The sequence below is a fragment of the Chloroflexota bacterium genome (assembly GCA_016235055.1).
Classification (GTDB): Bacteria; Chloroflexota; Anaerolineae; order JACRMK01; family JACRMK01; genus JACRMK01.
In genome coordinates, this window is sequence record JACRMK010000050.1 from 40,460 (window position 1) to 60,291 (window position 19,832).

19 protein-coding genes are annotated in these 19,832 nt (G+C 58.4%); 13 read left to right on the forward strand and 6 right to left on the reverse strand.

What is annotated here, in order from left to right:
• Positions 1–13 precede the first annotated feature (13 nt).
• Positions 14–1,807 carry a hypothetical protein gene (locus tag HZB53_12480; GenBank protein ID MBI5878457.1) on the forward strand — a complete coding sequence of 598 codons (1,794 nt, stop codon included), beginning with the start codon at positions 14–16 and terminating at the stop codon, positions 1,805–1,807.
• A 79-nt stretch (positions 1,808–1,886) separates the two neighbouring features.
• Here the strand turns inward: HZB53_12480 and HZB53_12485 are convergent, their stop codons facing one another.
• The 5 genes from HZB53_12485 to HZB53_12505 all read right to left on the reverse strand — a co-directional run bounded on the left by HZB53_12485 (position 1,887) and on the right by HZB53_12505 (position 3,940).
• Positions 1,887–2,135, reverse strand: coding sequence for a zf-HC2 domain-containing protein (locus HZB53_12485; protein ID MBI5878458.1), 249 nt, complete (start codon positions 2,133–2,135; stop codon positions 1,887–1,889).
• An 8-nt stretch (positions 2,136–2,143) separates the two neighbouring features.
• Positions 2,144–2,749 (reverse strand): sigma-70 family RNA polymerase sigma factor, encoded by a 606-nt coding sequence (locus HZB53_12490; GenBank protein MBI5878459.1) that lies wholly within the window; start codon positions 2,747–2,749, stop codon positions 2,144–2,146.
• Positions 2,750–2,777: 28 nt separating this feature from the next.
• On the reverse strand, positions 2,778–3,230 hold the full coding sequence (locus tag HZB53_12495) for a rhodanese-like domain-containing protein (protein ID MBI5878460.1): 453 nt from the start codon (positions 3,228–3,230) through the stop codon (positions 2,778–2,780).
• A 102-nt stretch (positions 3,231–3,332) separates the two neighbouring features.
• On the reverse strand, positions 3,333–3,536 hold the full coding sequence (locus tag HZB53_12500; protein ID MBI5878461.1) for a zinc ribbon domain-containing protein: 204 nt from the start codon (positions 3,534–3,536) through the stop codon (positions 3,333–3,335).
• 5 nt (positions 3,537–3,541) lie between these two features.
• Complete coding sequence (locus HZB53_12505; protein ID MBI5878462.1) at positions 3,542–3,940, reverse strand: DUF302 domain-containing protein; 399 nt, start codon at positions 3,938–3,940, stop codon at positions 3,542–3,544.
• Between the two features lie 632 nt (positions 3,941–4,572).
• Here HZB53_12505 and HZB53_12510 point away from each other — a divergent pair.
• The 12 genes from HZB53_12510 to HZB53_12565 all read left to right on the forward strand — a co-directional run bounded on the left by HZB53_12510 (position 4,573) and on the right by HZB53_12565 (position 19,313).
• Positions 4,573–5,829: a glycosyltransferase gene (locus HZB53_12510; GenBank protein MBI5878463.1), complete on the forward strand. Its 1,257-nt coding sequence runs from the start codon at positions 4,573–4,575 to the stop codon at positions 5,827–5,829.
• 213 nt (positions 5,830–6,042) lie between these two features.
• Complete coding sequence (locus HZB53_12515; GenBank protein ID MBI5878464.1) at positions 6,043–6,996, forward strand: glycosyltransferase family 2 protein; 954 nt, start codon at positions 6,043–6,045, stop codon at positions 6,994–6,996.
• Between the two features lie 54 nt (positions 6,997–7,050).
• A complete protein-coding gene (locus tag HZB53_12520; protein ID MBI5878465.1) occupies positions 7,051–8,157 on the forward strand; it encodes a glycosyltransferase family 4 protein in 1,107 nt (368 codons plus the stop codon).
• Positions 8,117–9,118 (forward strand): glycosyltransferase, encoded by a 1,002-nt coding sequence (locus HZB53_12525; GenBank protein ID MBI5878466.1) that lies wholly within the window; start codon positions 8,117–8,119, stop codon positions 9,116–9,118. The genes HZB53_12520 and HZB53_12525 overlap by 41 nt, the downstream gene beginning before the upstream one ends.
• On the forward strand, positions 9,115–11,361 hold the full coding sequence (locus HZB53_12530; GenBank protein ID MBI5878467.1) for an FAD-dependent oxidoreductase: 2,247 nt from the start codon (positions 9,115–9,117) through the stop codon (positions 11,359–11,361). Before HZB53_12525 ends, HZB53_12530 begins: the two co-directional genes overlap by 4 nt.
• 330 nt (positions 11,362–11,691) lie before the next feature.
• Complete coding sequence (locus HZB53_12535; GenBank protein MBI5878468.1) at positions 11,692–12,402, forward strand: class I SAM-dependent methyltransferase; 711 nt, start codon at positions 11,692–11,694, stop codon at positions 12,400–12,402.
• On the forward strand, positions 12,399–13,442 hold the full coding sequence (locus tag HZB53_12540; GenBank protein ID MBI5878469.1) for a hypothetical protein: 1,044 nt from the start codon (positions 12,399–12,401) through the stop codon (positions 13,440–13,442). The genes HZB53_12535 and HZB53_12540 overlap by 4 nt, the downstream gene beginning before the upstream one ends.
• A 450-nt stretch (positions 13,443–13,892) precedes the next feature.
• Positions 13,893–15,266, forward strand: coding sequence for a hypothetical protein (locus tag HZB53_12545; GenBank protein MBI5878470.1), 1,374 nt, complete (start codon positions 13,893–13,895; stop codon positions 15,264–15,266).
• 281 nt (positions 15,267–15,547) lie between these two features.
• Positions 15,548–15,850 (forward strand): hypothetical protein, encoded by a 303-nt coding sequence (locus HZB53_12550; GenBank protein MBI5878471.1) that lies wholly within the window; start codon positions 15,548–15,550, stop codon positions 15,848–15,850.
• 40 nt (positions 15,851–15,890) lie between these two features.
• Positions 15,891–17,405, forward strand: a complete 1,515-nt coding sequence (locus HZB53_12555) for a hypothetical protein (protein ID MBI5878472.1) — start codon at positions 15,891–15,893, stop codon at positions 17,403–17,405.
• Positions 17,406–17,510: 105 nt separating this feature from the next.
• Positions 17,511–18,371, forward strand: coding sequence for a sulfurtransferase (locus tag HZB53_12560; GenBank protein ID MBI5878473.1), 861 nt, complete (start codon positions 17,511–17,513; stop codon positions 18,369–18,371).
• Positions 18,372–18,398: 27 nt separating this feature from the next.
• On the forward strand, positions 18,399–19,313 hold the full coding sequence (locus tag HZB53_12565; protein MBI5878474.1) for an acetamidase/formamidase family protein: 915 nt from the start codon (positions 18,399–18,401) through the stop codon (positions 19,311–19,313).
• A gap of 4 nt (positions 19,314–19,317) precedes the next feature.
• Here HZB53_12565 and HZB53_12570 read toward each other — a convergent pair whose 3' ends face one another.
• Positions 19,318–19,824 carry a nitroreductase family protein gene (locus tag HZB53_12570; protein MBI5878475.1) on the reverse strand — a complete coding sequence of 169 codons (507 nt, stop codon included), beginning with the start codon at positions 19,822–19,824 and terminating at the stop codon, positions 19,318–19,320.
• Between the last annotated feature and the right edge of the window lie 8 nt (positions 19,825–19,832).

Below are 19,832 nucleotides of genomic sequence, written 5' to 3' on the forward strand. Positions count from 1 at the left end.
CGGAAGGTGCGTGATGAAAACGAGTCAGATCCGGCTCGATACTTCGTGTGGCGCGGGGGACGTAGCGTCCCGCCGCTTCCCTGTCGCCGTTGCGGTTGGCCTGAGCTTTCTCGGCCTGTTGTTCTTCTCCCTGAGTACGTCCGTCCATGCAATCACCCCCGTTGACCCATTCACGACGCCGGTATTTGACACCGCGTTGACCCATGACGGCGGCCAGCCGTGCGGCGTGGTCTACGGAAGCTCGCCGATGCTCGTCGATCTCGACGGCAATGGCACCCAGGAAATCGTAGTCGGCACACAGACGAACTCCGGTGCTGAAGGAGACTACAGTGCGTGCCTCGTGGTTCTCAATAGTGACGGCACCTTGCGCTGGTCGCGTGTCGCGCCCGGCACCGTCAATTCAACCCCGGCGATCGATGATCTGAACGGCGATGGCTTTAAAGAGATCGTGGTGGGCGTCGGCGCGGGCAGCAACCCGACGACGCCGGGCGGTATCGTGGCCTATGATCGAAACGGCAACCAGCTCTGGTTCTACCGCACGCTCGATCGCAATGGCGACGGCGTTACGGATGGCGTCTGGGCGAGCCCGGCCATCGTCGACCTCAACCACGACGGTCGCAAGCAGGTGGTCGCCGGCGGTTGGGATCTGCGCTTGCACCTGATTGATGGCGTGACGGGGCAGGCTTTCGGCGCGCCGTCCAATAACCTCTGGCCCGCCGAGATGCTGGACACGATCTGGTCATCGCCGGCGATCGCGGATATCGATGGCGATGGCAAGCTGGACTTTATCTTTGGCGGCGACATCTCGGCGAATGGCGCGGCCGGCACCCAGGATGGCGGCCTGCTGCGCGTGATGCACAACGAGCAAGGCATCGGCCCCGCGCACACCACCGGCTTCAATGTGCAGTATGGCAATTTGACCGGCGCGCCGCTCAACATCGGCCACTACGGCCTCTACGTCAACCAGTCGCTGTACTCGAGCCCGGTCGTGGCGGACTACGGCGCCCGCGGCAAGATGATCATCATCGGCTCGGGCTGCGCCTTCCCGGTTGGCACTAACTGCAACGGCACGGGCAATGGCAAGTGGGTGAAGGTATGGTCGGCGTCCGGCCAACTGGTTGCCACGCTGGCGACCGATGCCGAAGTCTTCTCGTCGCCGATCGTGGCGGACGTGAACGGCGACAGCGTCCTCGATATCATCGCGACGACGATGGGCAATGCGACCAATGGCGGCGCGAGCGTCTATGTGTGGAGCGGGCAGCCCGGCTTCCCGCTGCTGTGGAGCATGAAGCCAAAGAACTTCGGCGGCACGCAGGGCATCCTGATCCCGTCGAGCCCGATCGCGTCTGATCTGAATGGCGACGGCCAGGTCGAGATCATTGTCGGTTATGCCGGCGAGATCACGGTCCTGGATCGCAACGGCCGTCAGTTGACCGAGACGACCGGCGCCATTCGCGCCGGCATCCCGACGCTCTGGTTGGGGCGCGCGGCGATCTCGAACTCGGCGGCCGTGGGCGACCTGCAGGGCAACGGCTCGCTGCAGATCGTGGCGGCCGGCAGCTTCTGCCTGGCGACGTGCGATGGTGTGGGGCGCGTGCGCGCGTGGAATGCCACGCTGTTCGCGGCCGGAGCGAACCCGCTGGTCCAGAGCGTCCGCGGTGTCCGCAGCGCGAACTGGCCGCAGTCGGGCATGGCGTGGCCGATGTTCCGGCACGATGTGACGCACCAGGGATACGAAGCGGCGGCGCCGGTCGTACCGCCGCCCAACCTGCCGAACAAGCTCTATCTACCGATCATCCGCAAGTAATCGTACAGCCGGATGAGGTAAACGCAACGGGCAGCCCCGATCGGGGCTGCCCGTTTTGATTTGGGATGCGATGGGCCGGCTATCGTGAGCGCGGCTTGTATTCGTTGAGATTCAATGCGGCATAAAGCCGGTCGCGGGCATCGTCCGGCAGACGCGAAGCGGGTTGGGTACGGTATAGCGTGACGGTCTTGCGCAGCGTGTCGATAACGACCCGGCAGTCCGCGCAGTCGCGCAGGTGCCGCTCGATCTCGGCGCAGACGACCGGCGCCGCGTCGCCATCAAGATAGGCAGACAGGTCGCCAAGTAGATGCCTGCAATCGTGTGCCATGGGTGGGATCAGTTTCGGGACTGGGCAAACTCGCTGAAGTAGCCGGCCAGCCGCTCACGCAGCCAGAGCCGCGCGCGGTGCAGCCTGACTTTCACGACCGCCTCCGAGACGCCCAGCGTCTGCGCTGTTTCCCCGGTACTCAATTCTTCCAATTCGCGCAGCACAAAGACCTCGCGCAGGCGCGGTGCCAACTCGGCGATGGCGCGATCCAGTTCGGCGCGCGCCGCGGCCGACTCATATTCCTGCTCGGGTAAGCAGCACCAGTCGCGCAACTCGACGGGTTGCACGGCGGTGTCGTCGTCGGACGGCTCGTCAACCGGAACCGTTAGCGGCTCCATTCGCCGTATGCGCATCAGCGCCGCGTTGTACGCGATGCGGTACAGCCATGTTTTCAGGCTGGAGCGGCCATCGAACGACTGGATGGCGCGGAAGGCGCTCAGGAGCGCCTCCTGCACGATGTCCTCGGCTTCGTGCTCGTTGCGCATCATGCGCAGGGCGAGCCGATACAGCCCGTTGGCGTGCAGTTCAACGCACAGGGCGCAAGCGGCCTTGTCGCCGGCACGCAGACGTTCAATCAGGGCTTGCTCGGCCGAATCAATATGCGGCGCTGGCATGCCCTGATTATAGCATTGCCTCCGGGCGCTACGGCCCGCTGACGGTCGGGTGGCCGGCTGCTTTCCACTGGCTCAGCCCGCCCGCCAGGCTCGTGACCTGGCTGAACCCGGCCTTCTTCAGGATGTCGCGGCCGGTGGCGCTGCGATTGCCCGAACGGCACACGACGACGACCTCGCGGTCGCGCGGCAGTTCGCGGGCGCGCGCTTCCAACTGCTCCAGCGGGATCAGGGTGGAGCCGGGCACATGGTAGTCGGCCCACTCATCGGGTTGACGCACGTCCAGGATGAATGCGCCGGCAGCCCGTTTGGCGACGGCATCGGCCAGCCCGATCTCGGCGGGGTAGGTCGAAGTAGCCGGCGCGTTCGCGGAAGAAAACGCCCAGACGGCGCCGGCCGCGATGACCAGCACCGCGGCCACCAGCACAGACGCCCAGGGCAGCCAGGAACGCTGCGCTGCTTTGCGATGATTCGTCTTTGACATCTCAAATTCTCGATGATGAACAAAATGCCAGCCGATCGGAGCTTATCAAAACCTGTCGACAGCATGGAGTGCGGGCGCACGGCCCGTTTAGCGACGGAACCCTCAGGTGCCGCCGGTCGAGCAGGCGGCCTCGGGCGCGGAAGCGAAGCTGCCGCCGGACACTTTGGCGGCGAACATTGATAGCTGCTTCTTGATGCTGCCGCTACCGCACGACGGGCACACCACTTCCGACACGGCGTCGGCGCTGCGCACCAGTTTGTCGAACGGCTGATGGCAGACGTTGCAGGTGAAGGCGTACATGGGCATGGTGGCTACTCCCGCAGCGCGTTCGCCACGCGCTCCAGCCGCGCGCGGGCTTCGGCGGCGATCGGTTCGAGCGCCGGGTTCGCGACGAAGCCAAGCATGGTGATCGGATCCACCAGCGATACGTCCACACCGCTCTCGGTCTGGGCCACCGTCACGTTGCACGGCAGCAGCAAGCCAACTTCGGGCGCAGCGCTCAGGGCGCGGTGGGCGAGGGGTGGGTTGCACGCGCCGAGAATCTTGTACGGCCGAAAGTCGATATTGAGCTTCTGTTTGAACGTGGCTTTGACGTCGATCTCGGTCAGCACGCCAAATCCTTCGGTCTTGAGCGCGCTGGTGACGCGGTTGACGGCTTCATCAAACGTCGAATTGAGGTGCACATGCAGTCCAAGCGGTGTGGCGTTCATAGTTTGGCTCCCTGTAATGTTGGTCTGTATTTGTTTACCGCGTCTGCCGACGCATATTCGTTGGTGTTGCCGCGTGTCCGGCCTGGTCGGCCGCTCGATGGCCGCATGCGCGATGCTGCTGGCACGGCTCGTATTGAATTCTCACTTGAAGCATGCCGAGCGCGCCTCGCCCCCTCAGCCCCTGGCCCCTGCTCCCCCGCAACGCGGGGGAGCAGGGGAATCACTCTTGGGGATTGGCGCGGCGGCGAAGCCGCCGCGCCAATCCCCTATGTTTTTCGCCCCTCCCCGCGAAAGCGGGGAGGGGTTGGGGGTGGGGTTGATGGGTACAAGCGAGTTCGCCCGGGGCGCCATCCCGCGCAAGCGTGCAGGGCGCTCATGCGATTTACGCCCAAACTGAGTAGAACGGGTTGCATACTCACGACGACTACCCGGTAATACTCACGACGACTACCCGGTAAACAAGTACGTTGGTCTGTTACATTAGATGCCGTCCGTTCGAAAAGGTTACAATGCAGTAATAGTGCGTATATAGATGATTGGGCAGCGGCTGAATTGCATGTATAATCGCTGCGTGGTGGACATGAATGTCGGTTGTCAATCGCGTTCCAGCACGAGCTGACACTCAGGGCTCGATGCGCATTCTGCATGTGGTGCACCAGTTCGCTCCGCATCATGTCGGCGGAACCGAGATCTACACACAGGCGCTGGCGCGCGCACAAGCCGCCGCGGGCCACGCGGTCGCGGTCTTCACACGGGTGCGATCAGAAGGGCGTAAGCAGTTGTCGGTGCAAGCTGAGGGCGATCTAACCGTTTATCGGTTCTTCGAGCCTGAACCGAGCGGCGCACCCGCGCAGTTTCGAGACTCCTATCAAAACGAAGCAGTGCTGTCGGCGTTCCGTAGGGTGGCGGCAGAGTATGCGCCGGATCTGGTGCACATCCAGCACTTGAAGGGGATGCACCATGCCATTCCACGAGAGGCGAACGCGCCCGTACTCACCACTCTGCACGACTACTGGTATTTCTGCGGCAACGCCCAGTTGCTGCGTCCGCACAGCACGGTTTGCAGTGGTCCTCGGTTATGGCTGAACTGTGTGGACTGCGCGGCGCACCGGGCGAAGTCGGCGCTGTGGTGGGGAGTTGCGCCAGCGGTCGCCGGGCTATTTGCGCACCGGGCGGCCTGCCTGGCTGGCGCACTGCGGGCGGCTCGCCGGATTATCGCGCCGTCGCAATTCGTGTATGATGTGTACGCTCAGCGTTTCGCGCTGGGGGAACGTTTGCGCCTGATCGAGCATGGCATTGAGCCGTTGCCTGATGTGCCACGCGTGCCGGCACCCGATACCCGACTGCGGATTCTATACGCCGGCGGGTTGACGCCACAGAAGGGCGTACACATCCTTATCGAAGCGTTTCGCCGCATGCCACCGGGGACTGCAACGCTGGACATTTGCGGCGATGAGCGTGCCGATGCGCCGTATGTCGCGCAACTCAAGAAGCTGGCGGATGGGTTGCCGGTGCGATTTCACGGCGCGCTCGACCGCGCCGAATTGGCCGCGCAGATGGCCGCGTGCGATGTCGTCGCGATTCCGTCGCTCTGGCCGGAGACGGCGTCCCTGATTGCGATGGAAGCGCGCGCGGCCGGCCTGCCGATCATGGCGTCGGATATCGGCGCGCTGCGCGAGCGGGTGCGCTCGGCGGCTGACGGCTGGTTGGTGCCGCCGGGGGACGTGGGGGAGTGGGCGGAGGCGCTAAATCAGGTTGCTCGTAATACGAAGGCTTTGCGCACTGCGCGGCCAAGCGCGGTTGATAGCATAGACCAGCACCGCATGCGCCTGGATGCCGTGTATCAAGCGATGCGTGCGAAATTGCTCGCGAAGCCCGCGCTTCGGTAGAACGGCGTTCCCCCTGAGACATCCGGTGGGCCATCGGTCAGCCGATCGACTGCGCCGACGCGACTGTACGGCTTTCCGGGATGCGCGTGTGCCGATTCGGCGCACTTCAGCGTTCAGCCGTCCTGACCTATAATAGGCTGCAATGGTAGCGCTGCGTTGCGCCGGCATCACCGCGCGCCCGGCGCTGCAAGGTCTGGTATTCAGGCGGACAGATTGATTAGCGTCGTTATTCCGATGTACAACGAGGAAGCCGCGATTGAGCACGATCTCAATGTGATCGCGGACACCATGCGCTCGCTGGGCGAGCCGTATGAGATCGTCGTGGTGGACGACGGTTCGCAGGACCGGTCAGCTGAGATTGTGGCTGCGCTGCAGTGGGTGCGCATGCTCAAGCACCCCTACAATCGTGGCACCGGTGCAGCATTGATCACCGGGATTCGCGCGGCGCAAGGCGAGGTCATCGTCATGACCGACGGCGACGGCACCTATCCGAACCAGGACATCCCGCGCCTGCTGACCTTTCTGGGCGAGTACGATATGGTCATCGGCGCACGCACCTCGGAGCAGGGCACGCTCAAGGCGCTGCGGGTGCCGGCCAAGGCGTTTATCCGCTGGCTGGCCAGCTATCTGACCGGCGTCAAAATACCGGATCTGAATTCCGGATTGCGCGTCTTCCGGCGCGCAGAAGCCATGCGTTTCTTCCAGATCCTGCCGTTTGGCCACTCGTGGGTCAGCACGATTACGATGGCCTATCTTTCGAGCGGCCTCACGATCAAGTTTGCGCCGATCGAGTATTATCCGCGCAAGGGGCGCTCGAAGTTTCATCCGGTGAGCGATACTTACAACTACCTGACGCTCGTGGTGCGCGCGACCATGTATTTTGATCCACTGAAAGTATTGCTTCCCATTTCCCTTGCATTCCTTATTCTTGGTTTGGCCAAAGCTTTCCGCGACATATTTGTGTATGGTGGTAATGTCTTCTACATACCTGGTTCGACTTTGGCCATTGTGTTCACTGGCCTACAACTGGCTGCTGTAGGGTTACTCGCGGACTTGATCGTGAGGCGTAGCGTTCCGTTGGGGAGTGCCTACCGAGAAGACAACGGACCGGCGAGCAGAGTAGCCAATCATGTACCACAAGAACCTGACAGCGGGCTTGACCGATAACGCACGTGGGGTTCGTGATTTTTGAGACGATTTGGAGCTTGCAAAGCACCGTCCATGCAGGTATTCTTCATAACGCGCAAATATCCCCCTTCCATTGGGGGGATGGAGGCGTTTTCGTATTACCTATTTAGTTCGCTCCGAAAGTTCATCGATGTTCGCCTTATCGGGGGATCTTATCCATGGTGGGCGCTTCCTTACCTTAGTTCATCTGCGCTGTATCAGGTCTTGAGGCACAATCTCGCGCAGTTTGCCAGCGACCAGCACGCGGTTATACATTGTGCAGATGCTGCATTGGCTCCTTTGGCTTCAACGCTTTCAAGGTTTTCCAATGCTAAGGCAATTGTCACAGCTCATGGGCTAGATGTTACGCATGCGGGCCACATGTACCGGCACCTGGTTGTATCCCATCTCCGAAGAATCGATGGAGTCGCGTGTGACAGTGAATATACTAGTCGGCTAAGCCTCTCTGCTGGCGTTCGCCCGTCACGGGTGAGGGTGATTCAACTTGCCGTTGACACGTCGATGTATATGCCGATGTCGCGTGACAAGTCGCTCCTGCTACTGGAAGATTTGAGGTTGCCATCCTTGTCTGAGCGTGTCGTTATTATGACTGTCGGCCGCCTGGTGCCGCGAAAGGGGGTGCTGTGGTTCATCGAAAACGTAATGCCGGTCTTAGCGGCGCGACTCCCCAGCGTGTTGTACATCGTGGTTGGTGAAGGAAGTAATGCGCTACCTGCACAGCGTGCTATCTTGCGTCTGGGGCTTTCCAAACAGGTCATAATGCTGGGTGGACAAGATCTTGAATCAATTCGAGCCATTTCATCATGGGCAACGGCTTTTATTGCGCCCAACATCAAGTGCGAGTCCGATCCAGAGGGCTTTGGACTTGTTACGCTTGAGGCTCGGGCGCTGGGCCTACCGGTCATTGCATCCGAAGTCGACGGACTTGGCGAGTCAATCCTTAATGGCAAAGATGGGCTACTCGCCGGGACTGGAGATGTTAATTCTTTCTTAGAGGCAATCGAGTATTTGATTGCGAATCGCGACCGTCTGTGGCCGGCCAGTGACATTCGTGAACGCATGCTTCGTGAGTTCAGCTGGGACAAGGTTGCACGCACCTATGTTCAGTTTTACCACGATGTTCAAGCTGGCACAGTCTGAGTCCGAGATAGGGCGAAGCTTGGTTACTGACATGTCCCTTCTCCAATCAGCAAACTCGAGGCCACAAACTGGCGCAAGTGCCGACATTCGCTTCTCAGTTGTGATTCCGATCTTAAACTCACCAGTCATTGCTGACGTGATTCGGGCGCTGATGTCCCAGACTATAGGTTTTGATCTGTTTGAGGTGGTCATCGTTGGTCGTGACGATGCGGGACTTGTCAGAGAAAATCCCAATGTGCGCTTTGTTGCTACACCGCATCCCGTGTCACCAGCTGCGGCACGAAACATCGGTATCAGGCAAACACATGGTCCACTCGTCGTGATGCTAGACTCAGATGCGATTCCGGCAAGGGACTGGCTCGAACGGATAGGGAAGTGGTTTGACAACCCCCATACCAATGCGGTTGGCAGTGGTGTCGATTTGGTGACGCCGCACAACTATTGGATGATGAGCGACCATATAAGCTCCTTCCACGAATACCTAACGTCGGCAAAGGAGGGGTTGCGGAAACAGCTTCCAACGATAGGGTTAGCCTTAAGAAGGTCGTTGCTCGCTGACGTGGGCCTATTTGATGAGAGGTTTCCCGCCGCAAGTGGAGAAGATTCCGATTTGACTACGCGCATTAGGCGCCACGGCGCCCAACTGCGCTTTGATCCTGATCTTCGAGTTCTGCATGCCCCTTCGCGCGTAACTTGTCAATCGGTAGTTCGGCATTCCTACCAGTCTGGTCGGTTTTCGATCAAAGCGGATCGGCGCTGGGATTCGTTTCTTAAGACGCCGCTACCCCTTCAGCATGCCTCATTGCTGATTGTGTGCTCACCGCTAATTGCACTCGTTTCGACATTGCGGATCTACCTGGATGATCGAGCACTCTGGACGAATTGGTATCTTGCCCCGATTGTTTTTCTGCTCAAACTGATTTGGTGCTTTGGGGCAGCCGAGAATAGGAGAAGGCAGTGAGGGTTGGTATCCTTGGTGCCGGTATCGCCGGTCTATCTTGTGCCTGGCTTCTAAAACAGCGTGGTATTGATTCCGTCGTTTTTGAGCGCCGTGATTTTGTAGGCGGCTTGGCGCGAAGCTTCGAATGGCAGGGCTTCAATTGTGATTTTGCCAGCCATCGTCTGTTCACTCTCGATGAGGCACTCCTTCGACAGTTGATTTCACTCGTCCCAATGGGAAGGCATGTGCGCCGAAGCAGCATCTTCCTGCGAGGCAAGTGGATGGGTGATCCGATTAGCGTGCTGGAAATCGGTAGGCGATTTAGCCCGGTTATCACGGGGCGACTTGCTTGGAGCTACCTCGTCCGGCAGAAAAATGAACGCCCACGCTCCTTTAATGACTATGTTGACGCGCTTTATGGGCGCGCGATGAATGAATTCGCCTTCAAGTCATATACCGAGCGTCTATTCGGCATTCCCGGAGACGATATCGATGTAGAGTGGGCAAGGAACAAGATTCGCTTGGCAGGCTTCGCGGATGTGCTGAGAGAAAATTCAAAAAAGAAATTCTCCTATTTCTATTATCCGCTTCACGGCGGCTATGGCGCAATAGCGCGAGCACTTGGTAGTGCCATAGCCTCTCAGGTGCGACTCAACACACGGGTGACAGCACTTGAGACAGACGGTAACCGCATTACAGCGGTAATCTCAAAACACGGGCATGAAATTCGCCGAGATGAGTTTGATATTGTGATATCTACGATGCCCATGACAATTCTTGGACGGATGCTGGGGCGGCGCGTCCCGTTGAGTTTCCGTCCCGTTCACACGGTTTATTTGCACATCCGCAAGGCATATGCATCTGATAATCACTGGGTATATTTCATGGATCCCGGCTATATTGTCAACCGGATGGTTGAATTCAAGAACATGAGTCCGTTCGATTGCCCGCCTGATAGCAGCGTGCTGTGCGCTGAAGTTACGGCGACATCGTACGACATCACTACCCGTGTAGTAGACGACCTGGTGCGGTCGCGCTTTCTTTCGTCGGGCGATGTTGTCGACACGATGGAAATGGTGGAGCCTTTTGGGTATCCGGTCTACTCGCGTGCATACCAACAGACGGTCACAGATACGCGCGTCTTGTTTGCGCGTTATCAAAACCTGTTCCTGATAGGCCGTAGTGCGGAATTTGAGCATAAGGAGGTCGATGACAACTTCGCAACAGCTCTCTCTGTAACAAAGCAGATCGCTGATCAAGCCGAACCCCTCCAGTTGTCCAGCCCAGAGGTACAATTCCAGGTGGATACCGAATCCAACCCCGAAATCTACGTGGTAATTCTCGCGTTCAACAACGTACATGACACAATTGAGTGTATCGAGTCTGTTAAACGGCAGGTCGGCGTGGCGATGCGCATTGTGGTCGTGGATAACGGCAGCACAGATGACACGCCGCAGACCTTGCGAGAGCGTTTCGCGGAAATAAGCGTTCTGGAAACGGGCAGGAATCTCGGAGTGCCATGGGGATACAACTATGGATTTGTAGCCGCTCTGAGGAGTGGTGCAGAGTATATCCTCATGCTAAACAATGATACGGTCTTGGCTCCGGATGCTGCGGCACATTTATTGCAGTCAATGCGCGACAATCCAAGAGCTGCCATAGCGATGCCCAAAGTGGTCTATTATGATGCGCCCAATATGATCTGGGCAGCGGGTGCGCGCCGCCGCCTGTTTCCACCGGCTATAGTCTCAATTGGAAATGGACTTGATGCCAATACGAAGTTGGCAGAACCTCAGAATATTGAATACGCCATTTCGTGTGCACTGCTTATTCATCGACGGGCCTTTGAAGCAGCCGGGCTATTTGATCCGGGTTATTTCTTCTACTTTGATGACTGGGATTTCTCGCAGCGTGTGCGTGCACATGGTCTCGACATACGGTTTGTCCCTAAAGCACACATCGCGCATAAGATTTCGCGTTCAACGAAACGGTCAGGCCATATGCAATCCTTCTACCAGGTATATGGTGAAAGTGCGACGCGCTTCTATCGGCGGCATGGTAGCCCGGTAATGATCTCTTTGCCTCTTCATATTGCGTACATAATGGGGCGCGAAATCATAAGGGGTAATTGGCGTTGGGTGGGAGCGTTTGCAGTCGGAGTTCGCTTGGGCTTAAATAAGCCCCTCGGTGCAATTCCTACTCTAGCGGATGCCCAAGTGCCCCAGAGTGAGATCTTGTTCGATACAACTGAACGCGGGGTCTAATCCGAGTAATCGCATTAAATGGTCGGCTATCTCGGCATGGATTGATGCCCATGTTGATGGGTCAAGAATAACGGTGGCTATTCACCTACGACAATGGGGCAACCAAAGTTCGAATCCAGTGCTTGCTGCAACTGTGGCACTTCGGAGTTTCTTGAAGTGATGACCGGGCCTGATCGGATGCACGGCTTGCCTGGAATGTTTCGTCACGTGGAATGCAGAACGTGTGGTTGGATTCGGCAGGAACCACGACTAATCGCGGCTGATCTTTCAGCATATTACCCGTCAGAGTATCTTTCTTATCGCAAAGCGCCTCAGGGCGATCGCCACATATTGCGCCAAGTGATCGATCGCTATGGATTGATCAAACGGCGTAGAGCAATCGAACGCTATGTGCGTAATGGGAGATTGCTGGAAGTTGGCTGTGGGACGGGCTTGTTTCTCGACGAAATGCGCAGTTGTGGCTGGAATGTGTCCGGCGTCGAGCCGAGTCTGCATGCATCGGCATATGCGCGTGAAAGTTTGGGCCTCAATGTCTTCTCGGGATCACTAGAACAGTTTGATCTGAGCGGAAGATCATTTGACGTAATTTGCATGTGGGACGTTCTTGAGCATTTGCCCGATCCCGCAAAGGCTTTAGTGCGGCTTGCAGCATCACTTGACCCGGGCGGGCTTCTGGTCTTCAGTGTTCCCAATCTTGAGGGAATCGAACGCCGTCTATTCAAGAGTTACTGGGCGGGTTGGGATCTACCGCGGCATTTGTATCTAGTGCCTCGGAGAGCTCTGGCTGATTTGCTCTACCAGAATGGCCTAACAGTTGTTCGTCAAAACGCCGTTGCGGGAAGCTACCAAATGCTTCTAGTGAGTGTGAAATGGTACCTGCGCGATTATTGCGGTGTTCGACCGGCGGTTGTTCAATCTGTCCTTCGAGGATTGCGATCCTCGCCGTTCCAGTTGGCGGTAGCTCCCTTAGTATACTGTCTTGATGCACTGAATATGTCTTCGACTACAACATATTTCGCCATTCGTGAGTTACGGTGTTGATCCGTCAGATTAGCGAAAAGTGGGCGCCGTTTCTGCTGGCAATGGCCCGCGGCGTGGGATGGGTACTGACTGGTGCCTCACTGTTGCTAATTGTGTTGCAGAGCTCACGCGACTTCTCATCCTTCCCTTGGGCGACCTATTTGGTGGCGGTAGCATCAAGTACTGTACTGTATGGGATGTCGTTCGGCCTGCAGGTTTCTGTCTGGAGTTTGCTGGCGCGAGGAATTCTTCACCGAAGAACGGATTGGACCGATGTCGCAATATACGGGACCAGCAATGTCCTTCGCCGTGCGCCAGGTGCTGTCTGGTATCTATTAGAACGTGTAAAGCATTATGAGAAACATGAAATCAATGCGGCGCAAACTTTGACGGCGAGTGGTGCCGAATGGGTACTACTTGTTGGTGCCTCCGTCACTGTATACGCTTTCGTAACTTCAGGTCCGTTGACCGTTGCTTCCTTTTTCGCGTGTGAGCTGGCAGTAGTTGTTGGCTGCATCTGGCTCAATAGAGTGGTTGAGAGCGGAATTTACCATACAGGCGTTCAGCTTATCATGCGGTGCGCGGCTCCACAGTATGCGAAGCTTCAGGCGTTTGTGCGCCTGCTTCCCCATTTGCTTCTTGCACTTACTATTTATCAGTTCTGTGTCTTTCTTGGAGCTGTCAAAGTCTATTTGCTGATAAAGGCTGGGAACCCTGAAATTGCTGTTTCATTGAGTGATGCAACTCAGCTTTGGTCGCTAACAGTTCTCTTCTCAAGTCTCACATCGCCAATACTGCCCGTCAATCTAGGTGTAAGGGATATCAGCATAACTGCTCTCACGATGAAGTTTCTGCCTCTCGACTCGGCTATCTTTCTTGCAGCGACAGTGAGGGTTTTGTTTGTGAGCTGCGATATTGTGTATAGTTTTATAATAATAGCACTTGCCAAGGTCTTTGGTGCTCGTCCTGAGGTGATTGAATCCTCTGCAATTGGCTTGACCCAAATTGAAATTGACAGGCAGCATTCCAAATTCGATGACATGAATATTGAAAATAGGTAATTGCTACTGTTTGTTCGGGCCAATTCGTGCGTACCTTATAAGCAATTGATAATGTTGAAACTAGATTCGAACTGCCTCGTTATGAGTACAGCTAATAATCAGTGAAATTAATCACATGTTTTCGAGTCTTTCCGAGAGAACCATCTACGTAATACATTCGGGTAATTGACCGCAAGGTAGATCTTCCTATACTGAATAATGGTTGTTGGTCGGATTCTTACTGCTTTTCAGAGAAACATGAATTACAAGCTCCTAGCAGTTTGTCGGAGAGAACTGCATCTTGTGGTCTCAATGGCGAAAACAAGCCCCGAACCACAAGATGCGGTCATTAGGATTGTCTCTCCGACAAACTGCTAGCAGTGACTTTCCCATGAAGAGCGGCGTGTTCTGTTCCCAAACTACTGCACATGCTGGTCTAACTATCGCATTCTACAGAGGAGTCCACACCAAATGAAACAATACCAGTTCGTTCTGGCTATCGTCATTTCAAGCTTCCTGCTTCTTGGAGCAGGTCTGGCAGTGGCGCAGGGTCCCCAGCCCCAATCGGTTCCAGGACCGACCGGGAGTTTTGTATCTGCGTTTACGATCCAAAACCTTGGTAGTAGCGTGGCTTCATGTGTGTATCAGTTCTACAATGCGTCGGGGGTATCAGTATATACAAGTGCAGCTTTTACCGTTTCAGTTGATGGCAGTAAGTTCACCTATGTGCCAAATATAGCCGGGTTGGCCGTTGGCCAATATGCAGGTGTGGTGAGTTGCGATCAGCAGGTTGCTGCAGTTGTTAATCAGAGCAATGGTAGTGGTGTGGGCAGTAGTGCAGGATCCTACGGTGGCGTTGATAGCTCGAAGGTGGGGAACATCTGGTATGTTCCTGGAGCCTATAACAACTACTACAGCTACTACACCAACATGGTAGTTCAGAATGTCTCTGCTTCTGCAGTCAACATTTCCGTTCTGATTTATGCTCCGGGTGGTGGGGCGCCGGTGGCGACACAGCAAGCAACAAACGTACAGCCTAATGGGTTTGCCAATTTCGAACAGTCAGGGCTGGCTGGTATGTTTGGCAATGTGCCCTATTCTGCGCTGATTACGTCGACTGGCAATGTGGCTGTTGAAGTGAACAGCTTTGGTTCCGGTGCTACGGCAGGTCAGCTCTACTCGTACACGCCGTTTGCGAGCGGCTCGCAAGCCGCCTATGCGCCAGTCATCATGAAGAACTACTATGGCAATAACACAGCGCTTACGGTGCAAAATATCGGTGCTTCATCAACGGTAATTACCATCACCTATTCCGCAATTCCAACCAAGACGGTTGTGACGGTTGCCGGAAGTTCGTCGTATCTGGCCTACACTCCAAATGTGCCTGGTCTGCCTGTTGGCACTTTGACATCGGCCAAGATTGAGAGTGCCAGTCAGCCGATTGTGGCCCAGGTAAACGAGTCATCAGCGTCCACCAATCGTGCCGCGTCGTATTCGGCATTCGCTTCCGGTACGACGAAAGTACGTGCTCCCATTGTCTTGAAGCGCTACTTCGCCTATAACACAAGTATCACGTGCCAGAATGTTGGCAACGCTCCGACAGATATGACCATAGCATTCGCGGGTATTGCGACAACTTCGTCGGCGAGCGCTGTGCCGTCGGGAGGCAACGCGCTGTTCTATCAACCAAATCAGGTGCAGTTGGGCAACGGCTACAACGGTTCGGCTACGATTACGAGTACCGGACAGCCAATCGTATGTGTTATCAATGAAGATCAGAACGAAGCTCCAGACTCGACCCAGTCGAAAGATCAGTTGTACGCCTACGAAGGTATCAACCAGTAGATTCTCCGGCGAATAGAGAATGGGCCGCGACGTAAGTTTCGGCCCATTTTGTTATTGAACAATCGGCCCAAGTTCTTGATATCGGGACGTGCCGAACACCGCACCCAGGAGTAGTCCCAATTATTACAAAGACTGCATTATTGTTGCTGGTCATGCTAGTGACAGCATGCGAAGCGCCGCAGGTGATACAGAGCAAGGACAACCAGCCTTCTATTTTGGCGCAAGCAGTGGCCTCTACGCCACAACCTGGCAATGGGCACATCATTGGGAGGCTCATCAGCTTGGATCAGAATCGCTCCATGACCGGGATGGGGGTTTATTTTGGGCAGACGGTGTCGTCTGGTACTGGCTCGGATTTTCTGGTGACAGTAGATCCGCAGACATCACCCCGAGCCATACTTGATTCTGATGGCAAGTTTGCTGCAATAAACGTTCCCGCCGGCAGCTACGTTCTAATACTGTGGTTGCCGCACGATTCCAGATTCGTTCCTGACCAATCAGATATGAGCAAGCAACTTGTGGTGACAGTGGTTGCTGACAAGCTTAATGACCTTGGGGTACTTAAAGTTAACTTGCCAAAGTAGAATGCCCGTAGCGCATTGTGTGATTTCGTTTGGTTTCATTTTGGGTCTTCGTTTCCTGCAGATTCACTCCCTCCCCCTCTGGGTCGACTCCGTCCACCACGCTGCCATCGCGCGGCTGATCCTCGCGCAGGGTGGCCTGCCGGAGTCGTACAGGCCGTTTGCCGAGGCTGACCAGGTCTACTATCACCTCGGCTATCATGTCGCCGTGGCAGTGCTGGCGCGCCTGTCGGGCTTCAGCGTGGAGCAGACGATGCTCTGGTTTGGCCAGGCGTTGAACGCGCTGGCGTGCTTCACACTGTACCCGCTCGCCGCCGCGTGGACCGGGCGCCGCAGCGCGGCGCTGCTCGCGGTTGTCGTGCCCGGTACGCTGTCGCTGATGCCGGCGTACTACGTGACGTGGGGGCGCTATACGCAACTGGCGGCGCTCGTGCTGCTGCCGCTGGCGATGCTGGCCTACCAGCGTGCGGCCGAGCAGGGCCGCCGGATCGATCTGCTGGCGGCGGCGATCGCGGCCGGGCTGCTCTTCTGGGTCCACTATCGGGTTACCTTCTTCTTCGCGACGTTCGTCGCGGCATACCTCCTGCTGCACTCACTCACGGCTGGCGATATGCGCAAGGCTGTTGCTCTGTTACGACGTACGGCCGCCGTGGCGGCGGGTGCGCTGCTCTTGGCCGCGCCGTGGCTCTGGCGGCTCTGGACGACCATCCTGCAACCACTTGACACGCTGGCGGTGCGCTTTGCCGGCAACGACGACTACAACGCCGTGCCGTTCGATCTGTTTGAGCGCCCCGGTATGACCTGGCTGATCGTGGCCGCGGGCGTCGGCGCGCTGATCGCGCTATGGCGCGGTGGTCGCTTCCGCCGGTACAGCGCGCTCGTGCTGCTGTGGGTCGCCATCACGGCGGTCGCGCTGAACCCCGGCGTTTTCGGCGCGCGACCAACTTGGATCGTCAACAACTTTTCGGCCGCGATTGCGCTCTACGTCCCCGAGGCGCTGCTGATCGCGCTCGGCTTGGCCGCGCTCGCCGATGCCGTGCCACGGATGCGCACCGGCAGAGCCGAGACAGTCATGCAGGCGGCGGTGGTCGTGCTGGCGCTGGTGACCGCGCCTGCCATGATCGATATCGTCAATCCGGTTACGGTGCTGGCCGAGCAGTCTGACGTGGATGCGATGGCGTGGATCCGCCATAATACGCCGCCCGACGCTGTGTTTGCGGTCAACGAGCGCCGCTGGCAGGGGCAGACGTATATGGGGTCCGACGGCGGCTACTGGATCACCAACCTGACCGGCCGCCGCACGACGATGCCGATTGTGTTCTACACGCAAGGGACGCCAGAGTACGTCGCACGCGTTAATACGTTAGCGCGGCAGATCGAGGCGGGGCCGGACCCCGACGATCCGCCCTGGCTGGCCGCGCTGCGCGACTGGGGCGTGACGCACGTGTATATCGGCGTCAAAGGCGGCGCGCTGCCGCTCGACCGCTTCGAGGCCAGCCCGCATTACCGGCAGGTGTATGCGGCCGGCGGCGTGCACATTTTCACCGTGCAGCCGTGACCGCATCGGGTGGTGACGCGAACGGCGCCGGAACCCTGCTATACTTATGTGCGGGCGGAGTGGCAGACGGCAGTTGACGCCGGTGATTATTGAGGAGGGGGCGAAATGAGCGGAACCTACGCTGACCCGGATACGCTGGTCAGCACCGAGTGGTTGGCGGCGCACCTCGACGACCCGCGCGTGCGTGTCATCGAGATCGACCGCACGCGCACGGCGTATGAGAGCGGGCACATACCTGGCGCGGTCTTCTGGTCTGCATATGACGATGTGATGGCGCCCGACCGGCGCGTGGACCTCAACCCGCAAACGGCGGCGGCGCTGTTCGAGCGTTCGGGCATTGGCAGCGATACGACCGTCGTCTTCTACAGCGCGACGCACTCGGCCAACGGACTTGGCTTCTGGTACATGAAGCTGTTCGGCCATCGCGATGTGCGTTTGCTCAACGGCAGCCGCCAGAAATGGGTTTCGGAAGGGCGGCCGCTCACGACGGCGCTTCCGGCGGTCGTACCGACCCGCCATGTCGCGACTGCGCCGGATCTGGATATCCTGGCGGTGCGCGAGCAGGTGGTCGAGTCGATCGGCGCGGACGGTCATCTGGTCGTGGACACGCGGCGCACCGAAGAACACAGCGGCCAGTGGTTTGGCTCGAAGCCGCCCGAAGGCACGGAGCGCGCGGGTCGCATTCCCGGCGCTACGCACGCGCACTACGAAGACGCGCTGAACGCAGACGGCACCTTCAAGGGCGCCGACGAACTCCGCGCGCTGTACACCGCATGCGGCATCACGCCCGACGCGACGATCACCACGTACTGCGCGGGCGGCTGGCGCGCCGGCCATACCTGGTTTGTGCTCAAGTATTTGCTCGGATACCCCAACGTGCGCAATTACCAGGCGTCATGGTATGAATGGGGCAACCGGCCCGACACGCCGATCGAGGCCGAACGACGCGCCGGGGGCATAACATAACAATCTCGCTGAGGATAGGCTGACACCATGACCGTTCATCAATTCACCCCCGACCGCTATTACACGACGATTGGCTGGCATGCGCCGGTACTGCACATTGCAGACGGCGACACGGTAGTCACGCGCTGCGTGGATGCGCGCGGCATGGACCACACCAATTCGCAGGTGACGCCGCGCGGCAACCCGCAAACGGGGCCGTTCTTCGTGGAAGGCGCCGAGCCGGGCGACACGCTGGCCATGCGCATCGAGCGCGTCACGCCGAGCCGCCGGCGCGGCTTCACGCGCTCGACGGTGGCGCCGAACGTGCTCGACCCGGAGTTTGTGCAGCAGATGCCGCCCGACATCGAAGTGGACTGGTACGTGGATTTTGAGCAGCAGACGGTGACGCTCGCGGAGCCGGCGGGCGCGCTGGGGCGGCTGTCGCTGCCGCTCGATCCGATGCTCGGCTGCTTCGGCGTGGCGCCGGCTGGCGGGCAGGCGATCTCGACCGCCACCTCGGGGCCGCACGGCGGCAACATGGACTATCGCGGCTTCCGGCCCGGTGTCACCGTCTACTTCCCAGTCAGCGCACCCGGCGCGCTACTGCACCTCGGCGACGCGCATGCGATCCAGGGCGATGGGGAGATCGTCGGCACCGGCGTGGAAATCTCCAGCGAGGTGCAGTTCAGCGTGCGCCTGCTCAAAGGCAAACGCATCAATTGGCCGCGCGGCGAGAACGACGAGCACATCTTCACGGTCGGCAATGCGCGCCCGCTCGACCAGTGCATTCAGCACGCGACGACCGAGATGCTGAGCTGGCTGACGACCGACTACGGCCTCGATCTGCGCAGCGCGAGTATCCTGCTGGGTCAGTGCGTGCAGTACGACATGGGCAACGTCTTCGATCCGGCGTACACGATGGTGTGCAAGTTGGCGAAGCGCTTCCTGCCGCCGGCCCGCTAGTCGGCTACCACTGCTCCCAGTGCACCACGTCGTCGACGGCGCGCCGCCCGCCCCGGCGGGCCGGCGCTGGTTTACTGTCGGCAGGGTAGCCGAACGACAGAAAAACGTAGGTGTGTTGATCGGCGGGCAGACCCAGCAGCGCTCGCACTTTATCCGGCTCGTAGATTGAACCGATGCACGAGCCTACGCCAAGTTCCCACGCCGCCAACTGCATATACGCGGCGGCTTGCCCCACGTCGAACGGGATCGACCAGCGGGTGGCCGGGTCCGGCGAGGCGAGCACGACGCCGAACGCCGCGCCGGCCAGGTGCGACGCGAAGGTGCCCGTCTGCGATAACTCCTTCATGCGCTCTCGGTCACGCACGACGACGAAATGCCAGGGCTGCGTGTTCTTGCTGCTCTGCGCGCGGCGTCCAGCGTCGACGATCTGCCGGATGAGGTCGTCCGGCACCGGCGTCGCCGCGAACTGCCGTGTGGCGCGCTTGGTGCGGATCGCTTCCGTAACGTGCATGGATAGCC